The sequence below is a fragment of the Paraburkholderia terrae genome (genome assembly GCF_002902925.1).
In the GTDB taxonomy this organism is placed as follows: domain Bacteria; phylum Pseudomonadota; class Gammaproteobacteria; order Burkholderiales; family Burkholderiaceae; genus Paraburkholderia; species Paraburkholderia terrae.
In genome coordinates, this window is the sequence record NZ_CP026113.1 from 1,082,866 (window position 1) to 1,108,527 (window position 25,662).

At 63.3% G+C, this 25,662-nt stretch carries 18 protein-coding genes; 9 read left to right on the forward strand and 9 right to left on the reverse strand.

Features of this window, described 5'->3' with window-relative positions:
• Positions 1 to 66: 66 nt before the first annotated feature.
• The 4 genes from C2L65_RS34720 to C2L65_RS34740 form a co-directional block, all read right to left on the reverse strand.
• Positions 67 to 5,271 (reverse strand): AIDA repeat-containing protein, encoded by a 5,205-nt coding sequence (locus C2L65_RS34720; protein ID WP_158660419.1) that lies wholly within the window; start codon positions 5,269 to 5,271, stop codon positions 67 to 69.
• 191 nt (positions 5,272 to 5,462) lie between these two features.
• Entirely contained in the window at positions 5,463 to 6,755 is a 1,293-nt protein-coding gene (locus C2L65_RS34725; RefSeq protein ID WP_042306177.1) for an autotransporter strand-loop-strand O-heptosyltransferase, read from the reverse strand.
• Between the two features lie 493 nt (positions 6,756 to 7,248).
• Positions 7,249 to 7,710 carry a RidA family protein gene (locus tag C2L65_RS34735; protein ID WP_042306175.1) on the reverse strand — a complete coding sequence of 154 codons (462 nt, stop codon included), beginning with the start codon at positions 7,708 to 7,710 and terminating at the stop codon, positions 7,249 to 7,251.
• Between the two features lie 81 nt (positions 7,711 to 7,791).
• A complete protein-coding gene (locus C2L65_RS34740; RefSeq protein WP_042306174.1) occupies positions 7,792 to 8,625 on the reverse strand; it encodes an IclR family transcriptional regulator in 834 nt (277 codons plus the stop codon).
• A 119-nt stretch (positions 8,626 to 8,744) separates the two neighbouring features.
• Here C2L65_RS34740 and C2L65_RS34745 point away from each other — a divergent pair, with 119 nt between their 5' ends.
• The 3 genes from C2L65_RS34745 to C2L65_RS34755 all read left to right on the forward strand — a co-directional run bounded on the left by C2L65_RS34745 (position 8,745) and on the right by C2L65_RS34755 (position 12,683).
• Positions 8,745 to 9,944 (forward strand): aminotransferase class V-fold PLP-dependent enzyme, encoded by a 1,200-nt coding sequence (locus C2L65_RS34745; RefSeq protein ID WP_042306173.1) that lies wholly within the window; start codon positions 8,745 to 8,747, stop codon positions 9,942 to 9,944.
• A gap of 170 nt (positions 9,945 to 10,114) precedes the next feature.
• Positions 10,115 to 11,230: a porin gene (locus tag C2L65_RS34750; protein WP_042306172.1), complete on the forward strand. Its 1,116-nt coding sequence runs from the start codon at positions 10,115 to 10,117 to the stop codon at positions 11,228 to 11,230.
• Between the two features lie 82 nt (positions 11,231 to 11,312).
• Positions 11,313 to 12,683, forward strand: coding sequence for a GntT/GntP/DsdX family permease (locus C2L65_RS34755; protein WP_042306171.1), 1,371 nt, complete (start codon positions 11,313 to 11,315; stop codon positions 12,681 to 12,683).
• A 197-nt stretch (positions 12,684 to 12,880) separates the two neighbouring features.
• Here C2L65_RS34755 and C2L65_RS34760 read toward each other — a convergent pair whose 3' ends face one another.
• The 3 genes from C2L65_RS34760 to C2L65_RS34770 all read right to left on the reverse strand — a co-directional run bounded on the left by C2L65_RS34760 (position 12,881) and on the right by C2L65_RS34770 (position 14,889).
• A complete protein-coding gene (locus tag C2L65_RS34760) occupies positions 12,881 to 13,570 on the reverse strand; it encodes a MotA/TolQ/ExbB proton channel family protein (protein WP_042306170.1) in 690 nt (229 codons plus the stop codon).
• 175 nt (positions 13,571 to 13,745) lie between these two features.
• A complete protein-coding gene (locus tag C2L65_RS34765) occupies positions 13,746 to 14,225 on the reverse strand; it encodes a hypothetical protein (RefSeq protein WP_042306254.1) in 480 nt (159 codons plus the stop codon).
• A 31-nt stretch (positions 14,226 to 14,256) separates the two neighbouring features.
• Positions 14,257 to 14,889: a nitroreductase family protein gene (locus tag C2L65_RS34770; protein ID WP_042306169.1), complete on the reverse strand. Its 633-nt coding sequence runs from the start codon at positions 14,887 to 14,889 to the stop codon at positions 14,257 to 14,259.
• 322 nt (positions 14,890 to 15,211) lie between these two features.
• Between C2L65_RS34770 and C2L65_RS34775 the strand changes: the two genes are divergently transcribed.
• Complete coding sequence (locus tag C2L65_RS34775; RefSeq protein WP_042306168.1) at positions 15,212 to 16,159, forward strand: ketopantoate reductase family protein; 948 nt, start codon at positions 15,212 to 15,214, stop codon at positions 16,157 to 16,159.
• Between the two features lie 58 nt (positions 16,160 to 16,217).
• Here the strand turns inward: C2L65_RS34775 and C2L65_RS34780 are convergent, their stop codons facing one another.
• Positions 16,218 to 19,163: a putative bifunctional diguanylate cyclase/phosphodiesterase gene (locus tag C2L65_RS34780; protein WP_042306253.1), complete on the reverse strand. Its 2,946-nt coding sequence runs from the start codon at positions 19,161 to 19,163 to the stop codon at positions 16,218 to 16,220.
• Between the two features lie 137 nt (positions 19,164 to 19,300).
• Positions 19,301 to 20,059 carry an N-acyl amino acid synthase FeeM domain-containing protein gene (locus C2L65_RS34785; protein ID WP_233446719.1) on the reverse strand — a complete coding sequence of 253 codons (759 nt, stop codon included), beginning with the start codon at positions 20,057 to 20,059 and terminating at the stop codon, positions 19,301 to 19,303.
• A 349-nt stretch (positions 20,060 to 20,408) separates the two neighbouring features.
• Between C2L65_RS34785 and C2L65_RS34790 the strand changes: the two genes are divergently transcribed.
• The 5 genes from C2L65_RS34790 (at position 20,409) to C2L65_RS34810 (ending at position 25,658) form a co-directional block, all read left to right on the forward strand.
• The gene (locus C2L65_RS34790; RefSeq protein ID WP_042306166.1) at positions 20,409 to 21,341 is read left to right on the forward strand and encodes a TauD/TfdA dioxygenase family protein; all 933 of its coding nucleotides are present in this window, start codon (positions 20,409 to 20,411) and stop codon (positions 21,339 to 21,341) included.
• A gap of 54 nt (positions 21,342 to 21,395) precedes the next feature.
• The gene (locus C2L65_RS34795; protein WP_042306165.1) at positions 21,396 to 22,424 is read left to right on the forward strand and encodes an ABC transporter substrate-binding protein; all 1,029 of its coding nucleotides are present in this window, start codon (positions 21,396 to 21,398) and stop codon (positions 22,422 to 22,424) included.
• A 31-nt stretch (positions 22,425 to 22,455) separates the two neighbouring features.
• On the forward strand, positions 22,456 to 23,256 hold the full coding sequence (locus tag C2L65_RS34800; RefSeq protein ID WP_007579989.1) for an ABC transporter ATP-binding protein: 801 nt from the start codon (positions 22,456 to 22,458) through the stop codon (positions 23,254 to 23,256).
• 24 nt (positions 23,257 to 23,280) lie between these two features.
• Positions 23,281 to 24,099 carry an ABC transporter permease gene (locus C2L65_RS34805; RefSeq protein WP_042306164.1) on the forward strand — a complete coding sequence of 273 codons (819 nt, stop codon included), beginning with the start codon at positions 23,281 to 23,283 and terminating at the stop codon, positions 24,097 to 24,099.
• 275 nt (positions 24,100 to 24,374) lie between these two features.
• Positions 24,375 to 25,658 carry an acyl-CoA dehydrogenase family protein gene (locus C2L65_RS34810; RefSeq protein WP_042306163.1) on the forward strand — a complete coding sequence of 428 codons (1,284 nt, stop codon included), beginning with the start codon at positions 24,375 to 24,377 and terminating at the stop codon, positions 25,656 to 25,658.
• The last annotated feature ends 4 nt before the right edge of the window (positions 25,659 to 25,662 follow it).

The window sequence follows — 25,662 nt, forward strand, 5'->3', positions numbered from 1 at the left end:
ATCGGCGGCGGCATGCCGAAGCATGCCGCCCGAACCACCCGCAAGCCGCCGCGCAGCTTCGTGCGCTCAGAACCGATAACCCACCTGCAGATGCGCCGCCTGCGCGGACGCATGCCCCGTCGCGATCAGCGCGTCGTAGTCGATCGACACGCTCAACGCTTTTGTCGGCTGCATGCCGAGGCTGATGCCCGCCGTCAGCTGATCGCGCGGCAGCGTCGTGCCGGACGCGGCGAACAGCGTGCCGTCCTGCGCGCCGACCGTCACGGTGCGGCCAGTGCCGAGCAACTCGCGCGCATACCCGACTCGCAGTTCGAGGTTCATCGGCCGTAGCTGATTGCCGAAGTCCTTGTCGAACGAAATCTGCGCGTAGGGTTGCAGGCTGCGCACGTTGTCGGTGCCGACCATCAGATCCTGGCCATTCGCGCCGCTTTCGTTGAAGCCGTTGGCGTGCAGATACGAGAAGCGCATGCCGATGCGCGGCGTCACCTTCACGCCGCCAAGCGCGAGCGGCAACGCCGCCTGTGCAGCCGCCGATCCCTCCTGCCCCACGTGATCCCCTTCGGCCGTGCCCACTGTGCCGAAAGGCCGCTTCTGCGACAGGAAATCGATGCCCCCGCCAACCGTTGCGGAGACATCGACGGGGCCGAACGTTCTCGCGCCGTACAGCGCTGCGCGCAGCGAATCCGTCGTGCCGGAGTCGCCCGTGCCGTCCTCGCTGATGTCATTGTGGTTGTAGCTGCCCGCGACGCCGACCGTCGACGCGCCGACCCGATTGTCGAGTCCGGCGATGAAGCCATAGTTGCGCGCTTCGAAGCCCGGCGCGCCGCCCGTGCCGTGTATCTTCGTCTGCGAACCCGTCGCGTGTACCCACACCGACTTGCCGACCATCTCGTAGCCCGACAGCGCCACGCGTTCGAGCAGCGCGGCGTTGGTCGCCTGCGCGGACAGCGCGAGCGTCGTGCCGAGCGCGGTGTAGATGCTCGTGTCGGTGGGCGCGACAATCGTCACGCCCGTCGGCGCGCTGCCGGCGGGCGGCTGCTGCCCGAGTCCGCTCAGCACCAGATCGACTTCGTTCGCGGCATATTCGACGGATTGCTGCAACGCGCCGAGGTTCGCGCCGCTGGCGAGCGTGCTCGATACATTCGTGAAGCGGCCGTTCACGCCCGCGTTTGCGGTCACGATCGCGTATCGGGTGGCCTGATAGGTGCCCGGGTCGTAGACGATCCGCAGCCCGCCGTTGAGCGTCGCCGCGCCGCCTACCCGCAACTGCGAACCCGAGGTCGGGCTCACCTCGATCGCGAGCGTTGCGCTGCTTGCCTGCGTGTAGTTGCCGCCGACTGTCAGCGTGCCGATCGAGCCGCCCGGCATCACGACGCCGTTGTTCGTCACGCTGCCCGCGATCGAACCATGGCCGCGCAGGGTGCCCGGCGCATCGACGATGACGTCGCCGCCCAGTTGCGCGCCAGGATTGTCGATATCGCCGACGGCGAGCGTGCCCGTCATCACCTCGGTTGCGCCCGTGAACAGATGGCTGTCGCCGTTCAGCACGACGGTGCCCGTGCCTTGCTGCTCGATGCGGCCTGCGCCCGTGACATTGCCTATGTAGGTGATTGCATCCGGCCGGTTGAATACGAGCAGACCGTCGTTGACGGTGTTGCCGACGAGTTCGCCCGCCGCCGTGCCCTGGCCGATCGTCAGCGTGCCGCCTGCCGACACGACGGGATTCGTCAGTGAACCGAACAAATGTTGCGTGCCGCCGCTCAGCACCTGCGTGCCGCTCACGCTCGCGCCGCTCGATACCGTCTGTGTGCCGCCGCTCGCGACGATCGAGCCGTTTGCGGTGCCGCCCGACAGCACGTCCTGCGTGCCGCCCGAAGCCACCATCGTGCCCGACGTCACGCCCCCTGAGCCGACCGTCTGCATGCCACCCGACGCGACCGACGTGCCGTTCGTCACGCCGCCCGAACTGACCGTCTGCGTGCCGCCCGAAGCGACCGACGTCCCGGACGTGACGCCGCCGGAACCGACCGTTTGCGTGCCACCCGAAGCGACTGTCGTGCCGGACGTGATGCCGCCCGAACTGACGGTCTGCGAGCCGCCGGAGGCCAGCGTCGTGCCGCTAGTCTTGCCTCCGCCTGTCACCGTTTGCTGACCGCCGCTGCCGACGGATGTGCCGACCGTCGTCCCGCCCGACACGACCTCGCTGCCGCCGCTGCTCACGACGGTACCGCTCGCGGTTCCACCTGAGTTCACGACCGACGAGCCGCCGCTCGACACGACCGTGCCGCTCGCCGTGCCGCCCGACGTCACGATGCTAGATCCGCCACTGCCGACGGAAGTCCCCGTCGCAACACCGCCCGACGAGACGAATTGCGTGCCACCGCTGAGCTGCATACCACTTACGGCGCCGCCCGCCAGAACCGCCTGCGTGCCGCCGCTGCTCACCACTGTCCCGCGCGTGATGCCGCCCGACGAGACGACCTGCTGCCCGCCGCTGCTCACTTGCGTGTTGCTCGTCGTGCCGCCCGCGACGTCCTGCGTGCCGCCGGATACGACCTGCGTGCCTCGCGTCGTCCCGCCCGACGACACGACTTCCCGTCCGCCGCTACTGACGACCGTGCCGTTCGTCGTGCCGCCCGCGCTGACGATCACGTTGCCGCCCGCCATCGCCGTCGTGCCCGACGCGGTGCCGAACACCGTCTGCGAACCGTTGGACGTCACCGTCGTGCCGACCGTGGTGCCGCCCGCCGACACGACTTCGGAGCCGCCCGACGTCACGAAAGAACCGCTCGCCGTGCCGCCCGCCAACACCGTGTCGACACCGCCGCTGCCAACCGACGTGTTGATCGCGGTATTGCCCGCGAGCACCGTCAGCGCGCCGCCGTTTTCGACGATTACGTTCTGCGCGGTGCCGGAGACGATCGTGAATACGCCATTCGCATTGGTGCCGATCACGGTCGCCGACGTATTGGTGACGAGCGCGGCGCCTGCCGATTGCGTGACGCCGACGGCTGTTCCCCCCGACGACACAGTGAGCTTGCCGCCGCTCGACACCGTGGTCGCCGATGCCGTGCCGTTCGTCAGCACGGTTTGTGCGCCGCCGCTGTTGACGGACGTGTCGATCGTCGTGCCGCCCGCCGACACGATCACGAGGCCGCCGCTGCCGGCCGTGGTCTGGGTCGCCGTGTCGCCCGCCAGCACCGACAGTTGCCCGCCGTTCTCGACGATCACGTTTTGCGCCTGGCCGCTGACGATGCTGAACGCGCCGCTGGCGTTGCTGCCGCTCACGGTCGCCGACGTATCGGTGATGAGCGCCGCGCCTGCGCTCTGCGTGACATTGACGGCCGTGCCGCCGCCCGACACGATCAGCCGGCCGCCATTGTTCACCGTCGCGCCGTCCGCGACGCCGCCCGACGACACGAGCAATTGGCCGCCGTTGCTGACGGTCGTGTTGTCCGCCTCGCCGCCGCCTTGCACGGTTGCGCTGCCGCGATTACCGATTTGCGTGCCGCTCGCCGTCGTGCCGCTGAGTATGCTCAGCGAGCCGCCGCCTTCGAGAAACACGCCTTGCGCAACACCGTTGGAAATCGAGAACGCGTTGGTCGTGCCGTTCGCAGTGTTGGTGCCCGTGACGGTCGCCGACGTATTCGTGATGAGCGCCGCGCCCGATTGCTGCGTGACGTTCGTCGCGGTGCCGCCGGACGACACGGTCAACGTGCCGCCGTTGCCAACCGTGGTGGTCGTAGCCGAAGCGCCCGCGACGACCACAGCGGAGCCCTGATTGACGATGTGCGTGTTGGTTGCCGAATTGCCGGCCAGCACTGTCAGCGTGCCGCCGTTTTCGAGCAGGATGTTGTTCGCGGCGCCGCTCGAAATCGAGAAGGTGTTGCCGTCGCCATTGATGCCGCCGACGGTCGCCGAGGTGTCGGTGATAAGCGCCGCGCCGCTCGATTGCACGATTCCCGTCGCGCTTGCGCCGCCGGACACGGCGATCGTGCCGCCGCTGAGTACGGTCGTGTTGCTCGCCGTGCCGCCCGCCGATACTGTCTGCCGTCCGCCATTGCTGACAGTCGCGCTGGTCGCGACACCGCCGCTCAGCACGTTCTGCGTGCCGCCGCCACGAATGCTCGCACCGCTGTCGGTGCCTTGAACGTTCTCGGTGCCGCCTGCGGAGAGCGTCGTCGATACAGCCGTGCCGCCGCTGGAGACCGTCAGTGCGCCGCCGCTCACGACGGCACTCACTATCGATCCGCCGCTGCCAACGCTCGCCTGGCCGCCGTTGTTGACGGACGTCGCACTCGCGATGCCACCGGACGACACGATCAACCGGCCGCCCGCGCCGACCGTCGCTGATGTGTCGATGCCCGCGACGCTTTCGATGCCTCCCGCGTTGATCGTCGTGCGTGTCGCGTTGCCGCCCGCCGAAACGGTCAGCGTGCCGCCGCTGAGGATAGTGCCGACGGCCGAACCGCCGCTGCTAACGATGCTCTGGCCGCCCACCACGGTAGTCGCGCTCGCCGTGCCGCCCGACAATACGGTCTGCGACGCGCCGTTGCTGATGGTGGCCGACAGGTCCGTGCCCATGACCGAGTCGACACCGCCCGATGAGACCGTCGTGCGCGTCGCGCTGCCGCCTGCGGAGACGATGATCTGCCCGCCGGCGCTGACCGTCGTTCCGCGCGCGACGCCACCCGACGATACGGTCACTGTGCCCAGGCTGCGTACCGTCGTGCCGCTCGCAATACCGCCGCCCGCGACGATCTGCACGGACGAACCGCTCACGATCGTGCCACTTGCCAGGCCACCGGATGAAACGACTTCAGACGCACCGCCCAGCAACGTCGTGCCGCTCGTCGTACCGCCCGCATCGACGACGTCGCTGCCGCCGCTGATGGTTGCGCCACGCGCCACGCCGCCCGACGACACGTGCATGAGTCCACCCGTAGCGACACTCGTGCTCTGCGCCACGCCACCCGACAAGACGGTCTGCGTGCCGCCAAGGCCGACGCTCGTGTTGCTGGTGACGCCGCCGGACAGCACGTTCTGCAAGCCACCCAGCGTCACGCTATCGTTGATCGTCTTGCCGAGCACGTTTTCCGTGCCACCGATCGTCGCGCCTGTTTCGGTGTCGCCCGCGGCGACCGTCGTCTGGGCGAGTGCGCCTTGTGCGAGCCACGGCTGGATCGTCAGCGCCGCGAGCAGCATGCCGAGCAGGCGCGAACATCGGCGGTAGCGCCGGCCGAAAGCGCGCACGACGTGCACAGCGTGCATGCGACGCCACGTCATTCTTGTCATTGTGTTCCCCGAATTTCCCTGTATTCACTACTGCACTTCTTTTGTTGTTTGTCGTGCTACGGGTACTGCGTGCTGCTTTTTATTTCTGTATTGGGTGCTTCTGATACTTCTGATGCTTCGCCCTCAGCTTTTCGCTGCGGGAATGTCACGCATCGAGTTGACGAAACTCAGGCAGCTGCCACTGCCTGTGCTTTGAACGCCGGAATCCGGCTGATCGTGTTCTTGACCTGTTCGGCCGTAATGAGCCGCGTGCATTCGAATTGCCGCGATGTGCCCGCATGACGCGGACACCACATGAAATCCTGATGATCGAACTGCACCCGCACGTCGTTCCAGCAACTGTTGCACGTGTGATAGTTGATGACGCGGTACGGCGTGTCGAATTCGTTGGTGGGATGCGTGAAGCCGCTGATCATCACGACAGGCGTGTTCATCGTCCATGCAAGCCATGACAGGCCGCTACTCAAGCCGACGAAAAACTCCGCATGCCTGAGCCAGCGCGCGCGTTCTGCCAGCGGTTGCTCGCCGGTGAAATCCTCGCAGCCGTGGGGCAGGTGATTCCATACGACGCCGTTACCGTGCGTCGCTTTCTGATCGATACAGATCACGCGGTAGCCACGCTGCTTGAGAAATTGCACGATCTCGCGCCAGCCGGTGGGGTTGTTCCAGTACTTGCACTGCGTGGTGCTTTGGGTTGCGATGCAGACGTACTTCTCGGGAATCGGGCGGCTCTCGTCGGGCAACGTGATGCTCGGGCGCTCCTCTTGTGGATCGACGCCGAGAATATAAGCGGCCGTACGATGCAGGCCAACCAGCCTGAAATCGCAGGGTTGATGCACATTCGCTTCGTCGGTGAAGAAGAGGCCGATGTTGTAGGTCGCGTAGTAGTCGTCGGGATTGACGGCGTCGGGCGTGACGAAGGTGATCGACGGATACGCGTCCTTGAACAGCGCGATCAGCGCTTCGCCCATCACGCACGTCAACCGGCAGCGATGCTGCCGCTCGAACCTCGCGACATACGGAAACCAGCCCAGCGTGTCGCCAAGCGTACCGACGGGGAGATGCACGAGCACGTTGCGATCGGTCAAGTCGAGTCGATGCCGGAACACTTCCTTGCCTTGCGACCAGACTTCGATTTCGAACGGCACGTAGTACTTCTTGCTGCTGGCGACCGCGCCCGCCGCGAGTTGCGTTTCGAACAGGGGATTCGCGGTTGCGGTGTCGCGCAGCAGCACGTGCCATTCGCCGTTGCCTGCGGGGAGCGTGACGCGGCAGCCATCGTTGAAATCGAAGCGGATGCCGGCGGGCCCTTGCTGGGTCGGCACGGCCGTTGGTCTTTGAACGGGCTGGCCGCTCGAAGGCGTTGCTTGAGGGGCGGCCGTGTCGTTGTTGTTCGAGTTGCATTGCGCGCTATCGGCGCTCTCTGTCACCGTGCATGACTGCGTCACTGCTGTCGACATATTCGAAATGAAAGTTAAACAACACGGGAACCCAGCTATCCGGTCGACCGCGCGCTTGCGCTTTTTTCCAAATGTCGTGAAGCGAAAAAGGCGAGTCGCACACGATTGCCCAAATAATGGAAAAGAGCTTTGCCGCCGCCGCTGCTGGTCGTGAAGCGTTCTGGCTTCACGATCTTTTTATTGATCGCGGTGATATCGGCAGGTGCGTTCGAAAACTTTAATTGCGCTATGTCATTGTGCAATCGGTGCAATGAGCGCTTATGAATTCTCTTTTCGTGCAATCTGAGAGCCGAGACGTGTTCTGAGGAATCGGCGCAAGGGCTTACCGCTTAAGCTCGGCGATTCTCGTTCGTGCAGATTCGTTGTGGCCTCGAACAAGGTGATGAACCTGGATCGCTTTGATATCGCGTGATGCTTCGCGGCATGTGGTGATCTTGCCTGAGACGAAGGCATCGAAGGCGGCCGGTCGAAAGAGACCGGCCGCTTTTCATTGTCAGTCATGTACTGCGACGATGGCTTCGATTTCGACCGTGATGTTGTTCGGCAGCGAGCCCACGCCGACAGCCGAGCGCGAATGACGGCCGGCGTCGCCGAATACCTCGACGAACAGGTCCGAGCAACCGTTTATCACGCGTGGATGCTCGGCAAATTCAGACGTTGCGTTGACCATGCCCAGCAGCTTGATCACGCGCCGCACGCGCTGCAGATCGCCCAGTTCCGCATGCAACACGGCGAGCAGGTTCAGGCCGACGAGCTGCGCATGCCGATAGGCTTCATCGGCTGTGACAGTTGCACCGACTTTGCCGGTCATCAGCTTGCCGGTTTCATCGAGCGGTCCCTGGCCGGACAGGAACAGCAGGCCGCCCTCGCGCGTGCAGTGCATGAAGTTGCCGATGGGTGTCGGCACGGTGGGAAGCGTCAGGCCGCGCGCGCGCAGCCGCTCATAACAGTTCATCGGCAATTCGAAAAGCGAAAGGGTTCTTGAGGGAGGTTCAATGCGTCGCGCGGCGCTGTGCTGTCGGCAACAGCGTCGAGGTCAGCGCCAGCCAAGGCGGGTTTCGATGCGAGCCGCGACGCTCTGCACGGCCTGCGCGTAACGTTCGGTGCCTTGCTCCGCTTTCGCCTCAGGCATCACGATCGAAATGGTGAAGACGCACGCGCCCGAACGGTTCATCACGGGCGCTGCGAGACAGGCCACGGAGGCATCCGATTCGCCGATCTGGATCGACAGCCGCTCGTCGAGCGCTTGCCGTGCGTTGCGCGCGAGCACATCGGGGCGCGTTTCGGCGCGGCCGGTGGGCGAGGGCTGCGCATACTGCGTGAAGAACGCGGTGCATTCGGCGGCAGCCAAATGCCCTGCGAGCAGTCGCCCGGACGCCGTCCAGTTCACCGGCACGCGGCTGCCGACGCGCGAGGTCACGCGGAAATGGCCTGGACCCTCGGCCATCTGCAGCACGACCATCATGCCTTCTTCCAGACCGCAAACCTGCACCGTCTCTTCGACTTCCGCCGACAGCCGCTGCATTTCCTCATTGGCCACGGCGAGGTAGTCCAGTGAGCTCGCATACGCGAGTCCGTAACCATAGAGCCGCGAACCGAGCCAGATCCCGCCGTCGGCCGAGCGCGACAACAGGTTCTTCTCGACCATGTCGTTGATGATCGAGTAGACCGTCGATAGCGGCGCGTTCACGCGATGCGCGATTTCATATGCGGTGGCCGGTTTACCAGCGTCCTGCAACGCGTCGAGAATCTGCACCGCGCGATCGAGCGCGCTGGTGCGCGTGCGAGGCGCGGCAGCTTCGGCAGCGGGGCTCGCGTCGACGCGGGCCGGCGTCTGAGCAGCCGCGGTGGAGCGGGGCGGTCGTGCCATGTAGTCCTCGGATAGGGGATGTTTTTGTCCAGTTGACGCCAGGACATTGTATGTTAGACTCGTCCACAATTACAACATATATTCCTTAATTAAGGAATGATGCTTTCGGAGGCGCTGGAATGGACATCCGCTCTCGATTAGGCTTACGCCCCGTCATCAACGTATCGGGCACGATGACGGGCCTGGGCGCGTCCAGCGTCGGCGCAGCCGTGATCGACAGCGTCGCGGAGATACTGCCGCAGTTCGTCGAGATCGACGATCTGCAGCGCAAGGCCTCGGCCGCGATCGCGCAGGCGTGCGGCAGCGAAAGCGGCTACGTGACGGCGTCGTGCTCGGCGGCCATCACGTTGAGCATCGCCGCCGCCATGACGGGCGACGACCTCGGCCTGATCGAACGTTTGCCGGACACGACTGGACTGCGCAACGAAGTCGTCGTGCAGACAGGCCACCTCGTCAATTATGGCGCACCCGTCGACCAGGCTATCCGGCTAGCGGGCGCGCGCGTCGTGCCCGTCGGCGCGGCGACGGAAACGCATGACTATCAACTGGCATCGGCAATCGGCGAGCGCACCGCGGCCGCATTGTATGTCGTCTCGCATCACACCGTGCAATACGGCATGATCCCACTCGAAGCATTCATCGAAGTCGCGCATGCGAAGGGCGTGCCCGTGATCGTCGATGCCGCGTCCGAGTATGACCTCACGCGCTTCATCGCAGCAGGTGCCGACCTCGCGCTGTATTCGGCGCACAAGTTTCTGGGTGGCTTGACGGCGGGCATCGTCGCGGGGACGAAGGCGCTGGTGCGGGCCGCGTATTTCCAGAACGGCGGCATTGGGCGCGGGATGAAGGTCGGCAAGGAAGGCATTGTCGGCGCCATCGCGGCGCTGGAGCAATGGCGCACCCGCGATCACGCTGCCATGCGCGCAACGGAGCGCAGCTATCTGACGCTGTGGCGCGAAACGTTGAACCGTCAGACGGGCGTATGGGCGGCAATCGAAGCCGATCCAACCGGCAATCCGCTCGACCGCCTGAAGCTTCATATCGAGCCGAATCAGGCGCGCATCACCGCATGGGATCTCGCCGATGCGCTAGCGCGTCCGCAAGGCGACGACGCGCCCGTGATCGTGCGCGACCACGAAGCCGAACTGCATTTCTTTTACCTCGATCCATGCAACCTGCACGCGGGCGAAGAGCAGGTCGTGCTCGCGCGGATCGTGGCCGAGCTTGAACGGGCGTTGGCGTCGCCCGAACCGATTGTCACGCCGTTTCACAAGCGCGACGCGCGCCGGGTTGCGGCGCGTCGCGCATGGCCGGATTGAACGAAACAAATAAACCGGCCGCACTGAACTGATTCACCGCCAGTTTCAACGGTCATATTGGCCGATGCACCTTCTTCAAGGTGCTGCTTCGTCACGTCTGTTTAGGATACCTGAAGTCATTGGAGCAGCCATCAATCCAGTGACGTTTACTTCAACCAGAGGAAACCACGATGTATAAGAAGATTGCCCGCTCAGCCATTGCTGTCGCTGTTGCCGGACTTGGCATGCAAGCCGCCCACGCGCAAAGCAGCGTCACGCTGTATGGCATCGTCGATGCCGGCTTTACGTACACGAACAACCAGAAGGGCGAGCACAACATCCAGGCGACGCAGGGCAACGTGCAGGGCTCGCGCTGGGGTCTGCTCGGCAGCGAAGATCTGGGCGGCGGCAACAAGGTGCTGTTCCGCCTTGAAAACGGCTTCAGCCTGGAGACGGGCGCGTTGGGCCAGGGCGGCCGTCTGTTCGGCCGCAGCGCATGGGTTGCGCTGCAAAACAGCAAGGCGGGCACGATTACGCTCGGCCGCCAGTACAACAGCGTGCAGGACTATCTGTCGAACCTGCAGGCCAACGGCGTCGGTGCGTTGAGCCAGTATGGCAACGCGATCTACGACAACGACGATCTGAACAACACGTACCGCACCAGCAACGCCGTGAAGTACACGACGCCGACCATCGCCGGCTTCACCGCGAATGCCATGTACGCGTTCTCGAACACGGCGGGCGACTTCGCGAACAACCGCGCATGGAGCGTCGGTGCCGACTATGTGAACGGCCCGCTGCGCCTCGACGCCGCGTACTCGCTCACCAACATGCCGGCGACCAATACGACGGGCGCCGCACCGTCCGACAACTACTACAGCACGAGCACGTCGATCATCAGCAACGTGAAGCGCAACCAGGTGTGGGGCGCGGGCGGTGCGTACACGATCGGACCGGCCACGCTCGCGCTGCTGTACACGAACTCGCACTTCGACATCATCGCGGGCGGCAGCCTGCACTTCCAGAACTACGAAGCGATGCTGAAGTACCAGGCGACGCCCGCAACGCTCGTCACGCTCGGCTACATCTACACGCTGCAGAACAGCACGGCGGCGTCGGCGAAAAACGCGCACTACAACCAGGTCGCACTGGGCGGCGAGTACTTCCTGTCGAAGACGACCGACCTGTACCTGAACGGCATCTATCAGCGCGCGTCGGGCGCGAATGCGTGGGTTGAAGGCATTTCGAATCCGTCGAGCAATCAAGGCCAGTTCGTGACCGTGGCAGGCATCCGCCACAAGTTCTAAGGCCCGGCATGGCGACAGGCACGAAAGCGCGCCATCGCAGCGCGCCGTGTCCTGTTGCCGATCACCTATATCAGGAGCAAATATGGCGACCGTCACCGGCAGTCTGCTACTTGTCTACGCATTGATCGCGATCGTCGCACTCGTCGTGCTGATCGCGCGCTTCAAACTGAATCCGTTCATCACGCTGATGGTGGTGTCGGTCGCGCTCGCGCTGGCCGTCGGCATGCCGATGACGTCGATTCTCAAGTCGTTCGAAACGGGCGTCGGCGGCACGCTTGGCCACATCGCGATCGTCGTCGGCCTCGGCACGATGCTCGGCAAGATGATGGCCGAGTCGGGCGGCGCCGAGCGCATCGCGCGCACGCTGATCGATCTGTTCGGACCGAAGAACGTGCATTGGGCGATGATGTGCATCGCGTTCCTGGTCGGCCTGCCCGTGTTCTTCGAAGTGGGCTTCGTGCTGCTGATCCCCATTGCGTTCAACGTCGCGCAGCGCACGGGCACGTCGATGATTCGCGTCGGCATTCCGATGGTCGCGGGTCTGTCCGTCGTACACGGCCTGATTCCGCCGCACCCGGCCGCGCTGCTGGCCGTCACCGCGTATGGCGCGGATATCGGCCACACGATTTTCTACGCGCTGATCGTCGGCATCCCGACGGCGGCCCTTGCCGGTCCGCTGTTTTCGAAGCTGATTGCGCGCTTCGTCGTGCTGGAAGGCGTGAATCCGATGGCGCAGCAGTTCATCGAGCAGGATGCGAAGCGCGCCGGTCAGGCGTTGCCGGGCTTCGGCATCACGCTGTTGACGGTGCTGTTGCCGGTGTTGCTGATGCTGGTCGGCAGTTGGGCCGATCTGATCGTGCCCGCGAAGACCACGGCCAACGCCGTGCTGCATCTGATCGGCCATCCCGACATGGCGCTGCTGCTTGCCGTGCTGCTGAGCTTCTATACGTTCGGCACGACGCGCGGCTTCGGGCGCGAGCAGATCCTGAAGTTCACCAACGAGTGTCTTGCGCCGACCGCGAGCATCACGCTGGTAGTGGGCGCGGGTGCGGGCTTCGGGCGCATCCTGATCGACAGCGGCGCATCGAAGGCGATCGTCGATGTCGCGACGGGCGCGCATGTGCCGCTGTTGATCCTTGCGTGGCTGGTGGCAGCGCTGATTCGCGTCGCAACGGGTTCGGCGACGGTCGCAATGGCGACGGCAGCGGGCATCATCGCGCCGATCGCGGCAGCGGCTGCATCGACGGCGACGGGCGTGCGCCCCGAGTTGCTGGTGCTGGCAACGGGCGCGGGCTCGCTGATCCTGTCGCACGTCAACGACGGCGGCTTCTGGCTCGTGAAGGAGTACTTCGGCATGAGCGTGCCGCAGACCTTCAAGACGTGGACGGTTTGCGAAACGATCATCTCCGTCACGGCGTTGCTATTGACGTTGGGCGTCGCGGCTGTGGTGTGAGTTTCGCCGGGTGACGGCTGTCACCCGGATGGCATGAGCCGCCGGGGCTGGCGAGCGCGTGCTTGCCAGCCTCAGATAGACAACCTGCTTCACGCTTCCCCTCACGTTTCGCCGGCTTTTGCGCTGTCGCGCACGCCCAAGCGGCCCAGCGCGCTATGCCAGGATAGGAAGGCTTGCAAATAGGTTTCCGCGCCTCTTCACGCAGCAGGCCGCGCGCCCGTCACGAAGTACGCGTGAATCCCATGCGCGAAGCGGTTGAGTTGGGTTGCAAGCCCATGGTTGGCACGCGCCAGCGCGTTGTAGCCGAGCACGGCGGGAATCGCGACGAACAGCCCGAACGCCGTCATGATCAGCGACTCGCCGACGGGGCCCGCGACGTGATCGATACTCGCCTGTCCCGTATGTCCAATGACGATCAGCGCGTGATAGATACCCCAGACCGTGCCGAACAGGCCGACGAAGGGCGCCGTGCTGCCGATCGACGCGAGTATCGTCAGACCGGCCTGCAGATGCGTGATGATGTCGTCCATCGTGTCTTTCAGGCAGCGCGTGACCCAGTCGGAGATGTCCATCGAATGTTGCAGGTTCGACTGTGTGACGTGGTGATGCTCGACGGCTTCCTTGCCCGACAGTGCCAGCGCGAGCAGCACATTGCCCGAGTACGGTGAACCGTCGTTACCGAGTTGGTGCAAGCCTGCTTCGAGATTGCCGGCGTGCCAGAACGCTTGTTCCGTCGTGCGTGCGATGCGTCTGAGCCGCATCACGTTCCAGAGCTTGAGCACGATGACGGCCCACGAGAGCAACGACATCAGCAACAACGCGATGAGAATGGCGCGGGTCACGAAATCGCCTTGCTGCCAGACGTTTTCCAAGCCGTAGTGCTGCATGCCTGTTCTCCGTGATTGCGCTGTTGCGGGCTATATCGTAGCGCGAAAGACGCGAGTACTCAGCGCAGGCGCTGTGAGGTTCGACTGCTGCGGTCGTCGATAGGCAGGGGGAGGCGCAATGAAGGAAAGGCCGGCGTTATTCAGCCAGCCTGCAGGGAAAGACGCGCTGCGCGCATCAATGCATGTAAGCGACGCGCCTCGGTCGCGAGCGGACCACGATGCCCGCATTCAACAGATTCAGCGCGAACCAGCGCATGACTTTGAGCGTGTGTCCGACGGACGCGGACGGAAGCCATTGGTTCAACAGATCGGTTGCCGCGGACGAGTCCGTCGATTGCAGATAAGCCAGCGTCTGCAGCAGTGACGCCTCGTCGCTGGCGATGTCCGATGCGCAGCGGCAACGCGTGTCCAGCGGCCGATGAGAAGCGTGCAGCAGCGCGTGCATCATCATGTCGAAGCAGTCGATGCCCGCGAGCGCCAGCCCCGCGTCGCCGAGCACGTCGCGCCAGTGCTGCCCCTGGCGCACAGCGTCGCAGCGCGGCCGGAACCACGTGCGAACGGCGTTCAATACCAGTTGCTCGCTCGCATCGGGATAGTGCGAGAGGGCGTCCTCGCTGAGCGAAGCTTCACGCAAGGCAAAGGCCGGATAGTTCATCGTATCCTCGACAGAATCATGGCTGCGCGGATCAGGCGCGGGCAGCGTCACACTGAATGGGTTGCCATTCGCGGACATAGGCATCGCTGGAAGGCCGGCGCGTCAGCTGTCCTTCCTTCTCCTTCTGCGGCGTCCCGACGAACAGAAAGCCAAGCAGACGTTCGGACGCGTCGAGTCCCAGCGCGCGATGCATGGCCGGCTCATAGGTATCGATTCCCGTCGCCCAGAAGCCGCCGTAGCCGTACAGATGAATGGCATTGAGCATGTTCATCGCGGCGGCTCCGACGCACAGCAGTTGCTCCAGTTCCGGCACCGACGAAGACCGGTCGACGGCAGCGACTAGCGCGATGATCAGCGGCGCCGCCATCGCGCGCTGCCGACGATGCTCGTGAGCGCCGCGAGGCTCGTCCGATGCGCGTGCGGCGGCGAGATCGACCAGCACGTCGCCGAATGCGTGGCGTGCTTCATCTCGAATGGTGATGAAGCGCCACGGACGGAGACGGCCATGATCCGGCGCGCGCATCGCGGCATCGAAGATGTGTTGCAGTTGCTGTTGGGTGGGCGCGGGTGCCGATAGCGGCCAGTGCGATCGGCGCGACAGCAGTAGGTCGATCGCGGTTTGCGCAGTGTGATCGGCGCGGTCGGCTATCAGAGTTGAAGTCATGTGGCGGGCTCGTTGGTGCAGTGTCTTCGATAGGCACCATGATGCTACTGTTTCGTTCTAAATGCAAACGATTCGCATTTAGAAAATGTGTTGGGGCGAGCAAGCGCAGATACATTTCGACACCTCGACGAAATATGGAAGACAAGTTCGGCCCTTCTAATGGCGTCGAGCGTCGGGACATTCGCTGCAACGTCGAAGTCACCGATGCACGTCGGCGCAGGGAATAGCCGACGCGGCAAGGTGTTATCGACATATAGCGTCTCTTGATGGTTCTGCACATCAGGCGCGCGTTGACCGACGGTTTCGAAAGTTAGAGGGCTAAATGAAAGTTGCAGTGATGGGCGCTGGCGCAGTGGGCTGTTTCTACGGCGGCATGCTTGCCAGAGCCGGGCATAAAGTGACGTTGATCGGAAGGCAGAATCATGTTTCAGCCATCAGGCGAGACGGACTGCGGCTCGAGTCGCTCTCGTTCGATGAGTTCATAGAGATAACGGCATGCACGGACGCTTCGGGCGTGGTAAGCGCAGATGCAATCCTGCTTTGCGTGAAGTCGCCCGATACGGAAGCCGCAGTGCTTGCGATGAAGCAGTACCTCTCGGAGTCTGCCGTTATCGTCACGCTGCAAAACGGCGTCGATAACGCTGAAAGAGTACGCGCCCTTGTCGAGCGCGAAGTATTGGCTGCCGTGGTCTACGTCGGAAGCGAGATGGGCGGACCCGGCCACGTCCGGCACCACGGAAGAGGCGAACTGATCATCGAGCCAGGCACGTCCAGCGAGCGTCTGGCTCGAATCCTGAATGACGCAGGGATATCGACTTCGGTATCCGCGAATGTGCGCGGTGCGCTTTGGGAAAAGCTGGTGTTGAACTGTGCGTACAACGCGATTTCGGCGCTCGTTCAATTGCCTTTCGGCGACCTGTGTCAGCGGGGCGGGACGGCCGTGAACAGGGCAATGCGCGATATCGTGGCGGAATGCATCGCGGTGGCGAGCGCGGACGGTGTGAACATCTCCGGGGACGTCGACGAGACGGTAGCCAGGATCATGGCCACGATTCCTGCGGGGCAATATTCATCGACGGCACATGACGTGGCGACGCACCGGCCCAGCGAAATCGACCATCTGAATGGACATATTGTGGGCCGCGGCGTAGCGCTCGGCATCGCCACACCCGTCAATCATCTTTTGACGATGATGGTGCGGGTTCTCGACCATCAACGGGCTGATCAACGTTCGACGAAAGCGGCTTCGGCGGATGGAGTGCTGATTTGATGCCGGCATTTCCAGGCAACCAACCGATGCCGCGGAGCGACACCCGTCCGTAACCGCCTCATACCGCGTTTTCACGCTCCATTCGCTGATCGTCAGCGCCGCGATGCACCGTCTCTTTCAGATACCGCGCAAGCTCGGCATTAGTCACGAAGCTCGCAGCTGAAGAGGCCGCGAGAATATCCCCGGCTTCTTGCGGTTTCGCGATGCCGAAGCCCTGCACATAGTCGACGCCCAGTTCCTCCAGCGCGCGCAAGGTCTGGAAGTCTTCGACCCACTCGGCGATGCTGCGCATGCCCAGATTGCGCGCGAGATTGATGATCGCCTCGACGATCGCGATATCGGCGGGATGGTTGCACATGGTGCGCACGAACTCGCCATCGATCTTCAATGCATCGGCCGACAGCTTCTTCAGGTAGCGCAACGATGTCTGACCCGCGCCGAAATCGTCGATGGCGATCTTTGCACCCATGTCGTGTACGCGCGCGATGAAGCGCTCCGTATGTTCGAGATCGTGCAGCGCGACGCTTTCGGTAATTTCGATGCACAGGTAATGGACGATGTCAGCGTGACGCGAGAACAGCGCGAACAGCTCGTCGAGGAAGTGTTCGTCGTTCAGCGACCCCCCGCTCAGGTTCACGCACACGAAACGAGTGGTGGCGAGCGACGCGCGGTTCTCGCTGAGCCATGCGAGTGTCGTGGTGAGCACCCAGCGGTCGATCTCCACGATCGTGCCGGAGTCCTCGGCAGCGGCGATCAGCTTGGCGGCCGTCGCCACCGCCCCGTCCGGCGTGCGCATGCGCAGCAGTATCTCGAAGTCGAGCGATTCTGTCGGTGTGTGCATCGACATGATCGGTTGCATCACTAGGAACAGCCCGTCGGGCAGGCGGCTTTGTCCCAGCGCCTCGATCAGCGTGATCTCGGCGGCGCGCTCCTCGAACGCCGGCGCGCCCTTGCGCAGTGCCACGAGCCGCGCATTGCCGCCGCGTTTCGCGGCGCGGCACGCACGGTCGGCATAGGCGAGGGCGTCCAGCGCGCGTTCGCCTTGCGAGCACTCGACGACGCCGATCGATCCCCTGACCTGGAACGCCCGCGTGTCGACATGGAACGGCGCGGCGTTCAACGCCGTAACGAGTTCGCGACAGCGCACGATGGCGTCGTCGATCGGCATGTTCGCGAGCACGCACACGAACTCGTCACCGCCGATACGCCCGATCGGAATATGGGCGCCGAGACGCTCGACGAGGCGCGCCGCGACATGCCGCAGTATTTCGTCGCCGGTTCCGTGGCCGAACAGGTCGTTGAACACCTTGAAGCGGTCGAGATCGAGATACGCGAGTGCCCACGGGGCGCTTTCGCCGCATTGCCGGTCGATTGCATGCTCGATGCCGCGACGGTTCAACAGACCGGTGAGGGGATCATGCTCCGCCAGGAAATGTAGCCGCTCGACCGCTTTCGAGCGGTCCGTCACGTCCTCAAGCGAGCCTTCGATAAAGCCGTTTGCACGGATCGCCCGCAGCGAGTAGCGCCGCGACTCTGTCTTCGTGCCGGTAGAGCCGTCGATTTCGATCGACGCCGAATCGTCGCGCTCCAGCAGTTCACCCAGGGCGCGCTCGGCGCCCGGGGCGAAATAATCGGCCCAGCGGCGCGTGCCGTCCTGTTCATCGTTCAGGCCGAGCATCGAGTGCAGCGCCGGATTGGCGCGGACGAAGCAGCTTTCGCCGTTCAGCGTGAAAAGGCCGATCGGCGTGACGTCATAGGTGTTGCGCAGTTCGACCTGCATCTGCCGGCGGCGCTCGCGTTCTTCGCGCATCCGTTCCGCAATCGCGAACGCACACAGCATGCTCGACGACAGCGCCGTCACGACGGGGCTATGCGTTCCCGCCAGCGCTTTGACGCCGAACGCGGCGGCCAGCACTTCCGACAGCGTCGCGACCAGCACGATGGCCATTGACGCGACATACCAGAGGACGGTGCGCGAGCGCGCCTTGATGAACAGCTGTACGAGGAAGTAGGTCAGCACCAGGATGCAGAAACTGGCGGTTGCCCACAGCACGGGAATGAAGTGCGCGTAACTCAGCAAGAACGCGGCGGCCATCAGCACGCAGCCGCCATACCGCACGGCCTGCAGGCTCCAGCGCAGACCGATTGCTTTCAGCTCGCGGCGAAACAGCTCCACGAACAGTGTCGTGGTCAGGACGTAATAGGCCGCGAACGTGAATTCCCGCAGAAACTCGATATGGTCAGGCGGGATAATCCGGCCCAGCCATTCGGTGTCGAAGCCCATCGCATTGGCGCTCAACCGCAGGTTGCCGACCAGCCAGGCGGCAAAAATGACGTAAGTCCATTCGCGATTGATGATTGCCGTCACGAACACGAAGATGGCGAGCGTCAGCAGGCCGCCCGTGATCAGCGCTGCGCTCTGGTAGAAATCGAGTGTTGTTTCCTCGAGCTTGTCGAGGCTCGATGCCGAGGCGCTGATATAGGCGGGTCCCGAGAACGTGCCCCGGCACAGGATCTGTGCATCGGGCGTGTGCCCGTCGAGCTTCAGCGCAAAGCCGGCCTTGTTGTCGCGCATCGCGCCGCTCGTGCCGTGGCGGTCGCCCGCGCCGAGCAGCGTGAGGACGGGGCCCGTCCGCCAGCAGGAAATCGTTTGCGCGTGCCGGGAAGGAAGATCGACGAACGTGGCGTCCCCGCTCTCCATGGCAGGCGCGGTGAGCATGAACCAGAACGGCGTTTCCGCCAGATGGGTACTGAAGCGGGCGGTGTGCGCGCCATTGCCATTGCGCAGGCGTTCGATGGCGGCGGCGGGCGACAGCGTCGCCGACGGATCCGCAATCACCGAAAAGCTGAGTGGAACCGTCCCCGTGGTGTCGAACTGGCGGGGCCCCCAGAGCAGGACTGCAACGGTGCCAAGCGCAATCACAAATGGCGCTACATAGACGGAGAAGCGCAGGAAAGCCCAGCCGGTCAGTCGGTCCCGAAACGCCCACTTAACGCTTGTCATCTGCTGCATTTCCCCAGTGACTTCATTCCCGTTTTCATTGCAATCTGCGACGGCTGGCGGCGAAAGCACGACTGCGCCGACGCCCCCATCTTTTGTCCGCCCGAATTGCTTCGGGCGGACACCTTACCTCAACTGCCTTACGCTTCGCTCAACGACCTCAGATAATCCGAGGCGCTGTCCGGCAACCTGCCGCGCTCGATGCCGTGGCCGGCTTCGCCCTGCAGTGATGCGACGCTGACGTCGATGTCGACGTGATCCGTTTCGAAGAAGAACCCGTAGAACGGATGGTTGACCTTCGCCCAGCGCTGACGGACCAGTGCAACCGGTTTCGCCATTACCCGATGCGGCAAACCGCCGACGTGCGACATCGGCAGGAATTCATTCTGCCCGTATACATCTTCGAACAGCATCGCCTCGTATTCCCGATCGAGCGGCGAACGCGCAGTAATTAACATCCAGTCGACCCCGTTCTGCGCGCAAAACATGTAATACGCCTTGCACAGCGCCACCTTCACCATCCGCCCGATCGCGCCGCGCGCCACGCCGAGCCGCGTTGCCTCGGCGAGGCGCGCCTGGCCCAACCAGTCCGGCAGCTGGACCGATTGTTCGACGGCGAGCGAATCGAAGGCGTTCGTCTGGACCCGCATGGTGCCGAGCGGGCCACCGTCCAGCCGCGATTGCGCGAGCAGCACGACCGTGCCAGGCGCGCCGTCCAGCGCTTCGACGCCCATGGTCTCGGCGAATTCCGGCAAGTGCCGCCGGTACGCGGCGCGGCGCATCTCGACCGCCTTGTCGAGTTCCATGCGGTTACTTACCACCTTTATCGTAAACGGCAGCCTTTCCGTTTTCTTTACCGTGCCCGAATTAAAGCCCTCTTCGAGCAACGTATAACCCATATTTTGCTTCAAAACGACTGAATCAATGCGGTCCATATCCAACCCCGTAAGTGAGTGAGAAAAAAGTGCCGCGTTCAAAACGGCAGAACCGTGCCGAACGCGACAAACTAGAGTCTCATGAACGCAGATACGGTGATATGCAAAGCCCGTTCAATTCGGAGAGCGGAGTTCGAGTGACTGCCGGCAAAACCTTTGAATATAGGCAGTCGCGCGCAACATAGAAAATGAGCGTTTCATCGAAGCTACGCACGGCGTCGATGAACAAGGTGTGCGAATTGGTTGGTTGTACTGCGCCATCCCACGATGCTCTGATGACGGTCACTTTCAACTTTCGTCAACGGAGAACGTCATGAGCACAGTGCTGGATCAGCCGCAATCACACGTCGATGCCCATCAGGAATTGCGGGTGCGCCGCTACAAGCCGTTGGTGGGCGCCGTCATCGAGAACGTCGATTTGTCGAAGCCTCTCTCCGACGACAACCATCAGACACTGCGTCAAGCGCTCGTCGATCACGGTGTGATCTTTTTTCGTGAACAGACGCTCACGCCCAAACAGCACGTTGCGCTCGCGCGCATCTTCGGCAATCCGATCCGCAAGAACATTTATTTGCCCGCCGTGGCGGGGTTTCCGGAAATCGAAGTCATCGCTCATAGCGACAAGACGCGTTCGGGCGGCACGGACAACTGGCATGTCGACGTATCGTGGCAACATCAGCCGCCCAAGGCCACCGTGCTCCATGCGCAGGAAATTCCCGAAGGGGGCGGCGGCGACACGATCTGGTCCTCGTCGGCGGCCGTCTACGACTTGCTGGACGCCGATCTGGCACGCTACTTCGAAAAGCTGACGGCCGTGAACACCTTCATCGCATCGCCGAAAAAAGACGCGTTGTCGGAACTGCTAAGCGGCTATGACATCCCCGAGGGGACGCAGGAAGACAGCGTCGAAGCAGGGCTGGCGCGCGTGCGCGACGCCGCGCAGAAATATCCGCCCATCGAAGTGCCCGTCATCAAGACGCATCCCGAGAACGGCCGCAAGCTCGTGTTCGTCAACGAAGGACATACGAGCCATTTGCTGGGCGTTTCGAAGACAGCCAGCCAGAGCCTGCTCAATTACCTGTACGACCTGATCAAGACACCAGAAGTGCAGGCGCGTTTCGAATGGCGCGCGGGCGATGTCGCGATCTGGGACAACCGGCAGGTGCAGCACTACGCGGCGCGCGATTACGGATCGGCAAAGCGGCGCATTCACCGCATCACGCTGGAACACGATGGCGTGTTTTGAGCGCGACAGGTCGCGTAACGAAATTTACGTACTGTTCACTACGGAATTTACTCAATGAAGCGTCGTGTCTTTCACATCGGACGCCGCGTCGCGGCGCTCCTCGGCGCGAGCCTGATCGCAGCCGCGGCGTCCATCCCTGCGCGTGCGCAGACGCCCGAGAAACTCGAGTTGCGGTATCAGGGCTGGGCCAGCAAGGTGCTGTATCCGGAGCTTGCCGAGGATCTCGGTTATCTGGCGCCGATCAAGCTCAACTGGGTCGGCAACACGATCAGCGGCCCGCAGGACATTCAGGCGGCCGTCACGGGCGATGTCGATTTCGGCGGGGCGTTCAATGGCTCGATCGTCAAGCTCGTTGCCGCGCACGCGCCAGTGAAAGCGGTGATCTCTTACGTCGGCACCGATAAGGAGACCAATGGTGGCCTTTTCGTGTTGCAGGACAGTCCTGTCAAGGGGGCGCGTGACCTGATCGGACGCAAGATTGGCGTCAATACGCCGGGCGCGTACGCGCAGTATCTGGTGACGGCCTACCTGCAGAAGTCTGGCTTGTCGAAAGAGGAGATCGAGAAGGTCGTGTTCGTCGCCGCGCCGCCTGTGAATCTTGCGCAGTTGCTCAAACAGAAACAACTCGATGCCGTGTTCCTCGAAGACATCATCAAGGACAAGCTGCTCGCCGAGGGCGGCGCAAGACTGCTCACCACGGACTACCAGTTGCTCGGCTCGTTCGGCTACGCGAGCTACCTGTTCACGGACAAGTTCATCGCGCAGAACCCGAATACCGTGCGCAAGTTCGTCGACGGCACGGCTCGGGCGATCGAGTGGGCACGCACGACGCCGCGCGCCGAGGTCGTCGCGAGACTCAAGAAGATCGTGGAGGCGCGGCATCGGAACGAGGACACCTCGATCGTCAACTACTGGAAGTCGGCGGGCGTGGGCGGCAAGGGCGGTCTGATCGCAGCCGAGGACTTCACGACCTATATCGACTGGTACGTCAACAATGGCGTGCTGAAAGCGGGGCAGGTGAAGCCGGATGCCGTCTATTCGAACCAGTTCAATCCGTTCAACCAGTCGGTGGCGAGCAAATGAGCTATCGGCCAGTCAACGCGAGGCAATCAGGATGAGTGCGTCAATCAGCGTGCGCAACGTCGGCAAGGGTTTTCATTTAAACCGGCGTGGCCATTTCGTGGTGCTGGAAGACGTGTCCTTCGATGTCGCGCCGGGCGAGTTCGTCGCGCTGGTCGGACCGAGCGGATGCGGCAAGACGACCTTGCTCGATCTGATCGGCGGCCTGACGCTGCCCGATCGTGGACAGATACTCGTCGGCGGTCGGGAAATCGACGGGCCTGGACTCGATCGCGGCATCGTGTTCCAGCAGTACGCGCTCTTTCCGTGGAAGACGGCGCTCGGCAATGTCGAGTTCGGACTGGAAGCGAAGGGCGTCGGCAAACGCGAGCGCCGGGCGATTGCGCAGCGTTTTCTGGACCTCGTTGGCTTGAGTGCTTTCGCCGACCACTATCCGCATCAGTTGTCGGGCGGCATGAAACAGCGCGTTTCGATTGCCCGCGCACTGTCGTACGAGCCGGACGTGCTGCTGATGGACGAGCCGTTTGCCGCGCTCGATGCGCAAACGCGCGAGACGCTGCAGGACGAGTTGCTGCGTATCTGGAAACGCACGGGTACGACGGTGGTGTTCATCACGCACTCGATCGACGAAGCCATCTATCTCGGTCAGCGCGTGCTCGTGATGGCGGCGGCGCCGGGACGCATCACGCATACGCTGCCGGTGCATGTGCCGCGCGAAGACCTTTCCGAAGACGTGCGCGCGACGCCAGAATTCGTGCGTCTGCGTCACGAGATCTGGCAGTTGATCCGGCAACGCCGCAGCGGGTCGCATCTTCAGGTGGCCCACGCGGCCTGATAACAGCCTTGACATGGGGAAACCATGAGTACTTTGTCTGTCGAGTCCAAGCGCGGCGCGTGGCATGCAATCGGCGAGTACGCTTCGGCGGCGGCGCCTCGCGCGTTGCGTGGCAGTATCGCCATCGTCGCGTTCATTGCGCTTTGGGAAGTGTTGCCGCGCGCAGGATGGGTCGACGCGACGTTCTTGCCGCCGTTCTCGACGGTCTTGCGCGCGTTGTTCGATATGATCGTTTCGGGCGAACTGGGGGTGCATCTGCTTGCCAGCGCGGCGCGGGCGGCAACGGGGTTCGCGATCGCGGTTGCCGTCGGGGTGCCGCTGGGGTTGTTTATCGGCTGGTATCGCACGCTTGCAGATGTGCTTAACCCGTTACTGGAACTCTTTCGCAACACCGCACCGCTCGCACTGCTGCCCGTGTTCGTGCTGGTGCTCGGGATGGGCGAGACGTCGAAGGTCTCGATGGTCATTTATTCGTGCCTCTGGCCCGTGCTGCTCAATACCGTCACAGGCGTACGCAACGTCGATCCGATGCTGATCCGCTCCGCACGGTCGATGGGACTCAAGCCCGTGCAACTGTTTCTGAAAGTCGTACTGCCTGCGTCGGTACCCGCCGTGTTCACGGGTATCCGCGTGGCGGGCGCCTATTCGATTCTGGTGCTGATTGCGGCAGAAATGGTGGGCGCGAAGGCGGGGCTTGGCTATCTCGTGAACTACTCGCAATTCACGTTCGAAATCCCGAAGATGTATGCGGGCATCGTCACGCTCGCGGTGTTGGGACTCGCGTTTAATCAAGCTGTGGTTGCTGCCGAGCGGCGTCTGACGGCATGGCGGGGCGAAGACTGACGCCGCGCGTATCCATTCACCTCAGGATCGGGTGTTCTCATTGGCACTCTCATGCGAAGAGTGCTGACTGAGAGCCGAGTATAAAAAGCGCTGTATGCGCGCTCCAATAATCGATTTGCACAAACTTAACGGGCCGCGAAAGATTTGCAATGCACGTAGCGTGCGTAAGCGCGCGGTACGCGCATCGGCAGATATCGTTATCGGCTTTTGTTGGTTGCAACGGCGCGAGCGCGACGCTTAATCTGGAATGCTGTGAACCTGTCCGGAGACTGTCGATGAGCACCATTCCCGCCGCCCAGCACGATGCCCTCAGCGGTGCCGACGACGCGGAGCTTGACGCGCGCTTCGCGCCCATATTCGAGGGGATTGCAGCTGGCAGCATCGAGCGCGAGCAGAATCGGGAACTCGCCTACGATGCAGTGCGCTGGCTGAAAGAAGCAGGGTTCACCGCATTGCGAGTGCCAAAGCGCTATGGCGGTAGCGGCGCGACCTTGCCGCAGTTCTTTCGTCTTTTGACGCGCCTCGGCGAGGCCGATTCGAATCTGCCGCAGATCTTGCGGCTGAATTCGGGCTTTATCGAAAGCCGGCTCGAAAGCGACGACGAAGCGCTGCGCGAGCGCTGGCTCCCGAAGATCGCGGCGGGTGAGACCGTCGGTGCCGCGATATCCGAGCGCACCGCGAGCACGCACAATAGCGTCACGCTGGCGGCCGACAAGAGCGGCAACGGCTGGTGGTTGAACGGCGAGAAGTACTACAGCACGGGCACGCTCTACGCGGACTGGATCGACGTCGCCGCGCACGACGGCGCCGACGACGTGCGCGTGGTAGTGCGCGCCGATGCGCCTGGTGTCGCGCGCATCGACGATTGGGACGGCTTCGGCCAGCGATTGACCGCGAGCGGCACGACGCGCTTCGACTCGGTCTATGTGAGCGACGATCAGCTACTGGTGCGCTACAAGGCGTCGGAGCCGCGTCGCAATACCTCCCTGACGGCTTTCTATCAGACAGTCCATCTCGCGACGCTGACAGGCATCGCGCGCGCGGTGCTGCGCGACGGCGTTGCGTTCGCGCAGTCGCACACGCGTACGTTCGGCGTGCCCGGTCGTTCGAGCCCGCGCGACAACCCGCTCGTGCATCGTGTAGTGGGGCGGCTGGCCAGCCTCGCGTATTCGGCTGAGAGCATTACGGCATCGGTGGCGCGCTCGCTCGAAAATGCGTATCAGGCGAGACTCGCGGGCCGCGCGAATACGGATACTTATATCGCGCTCGATATCGAAGCCTACCAGGCGCAGCAGATCGTGATCGAACAGGTGCTGGAGGCGGCCACGCTCGTATTCGAAGTGGGTGGAGCCTCAGCGACGAGCGAGACGCGCCGGCTCGATCGTCACTGGCGCAATGCGCGTGTGCTCGCGTCGCATAATCCCGCGATCCAGCGCGAAGCGGCCGTGGGCAACTTTCATCTGAACGGCGCGGCGTCCAACGAGCGCTTCAGTCTCGCGCATTCGCCCAGCGAACTGGGGCGTGTTGCGACGGACAGTGCGATTGCCGTCAATGGATAACGCG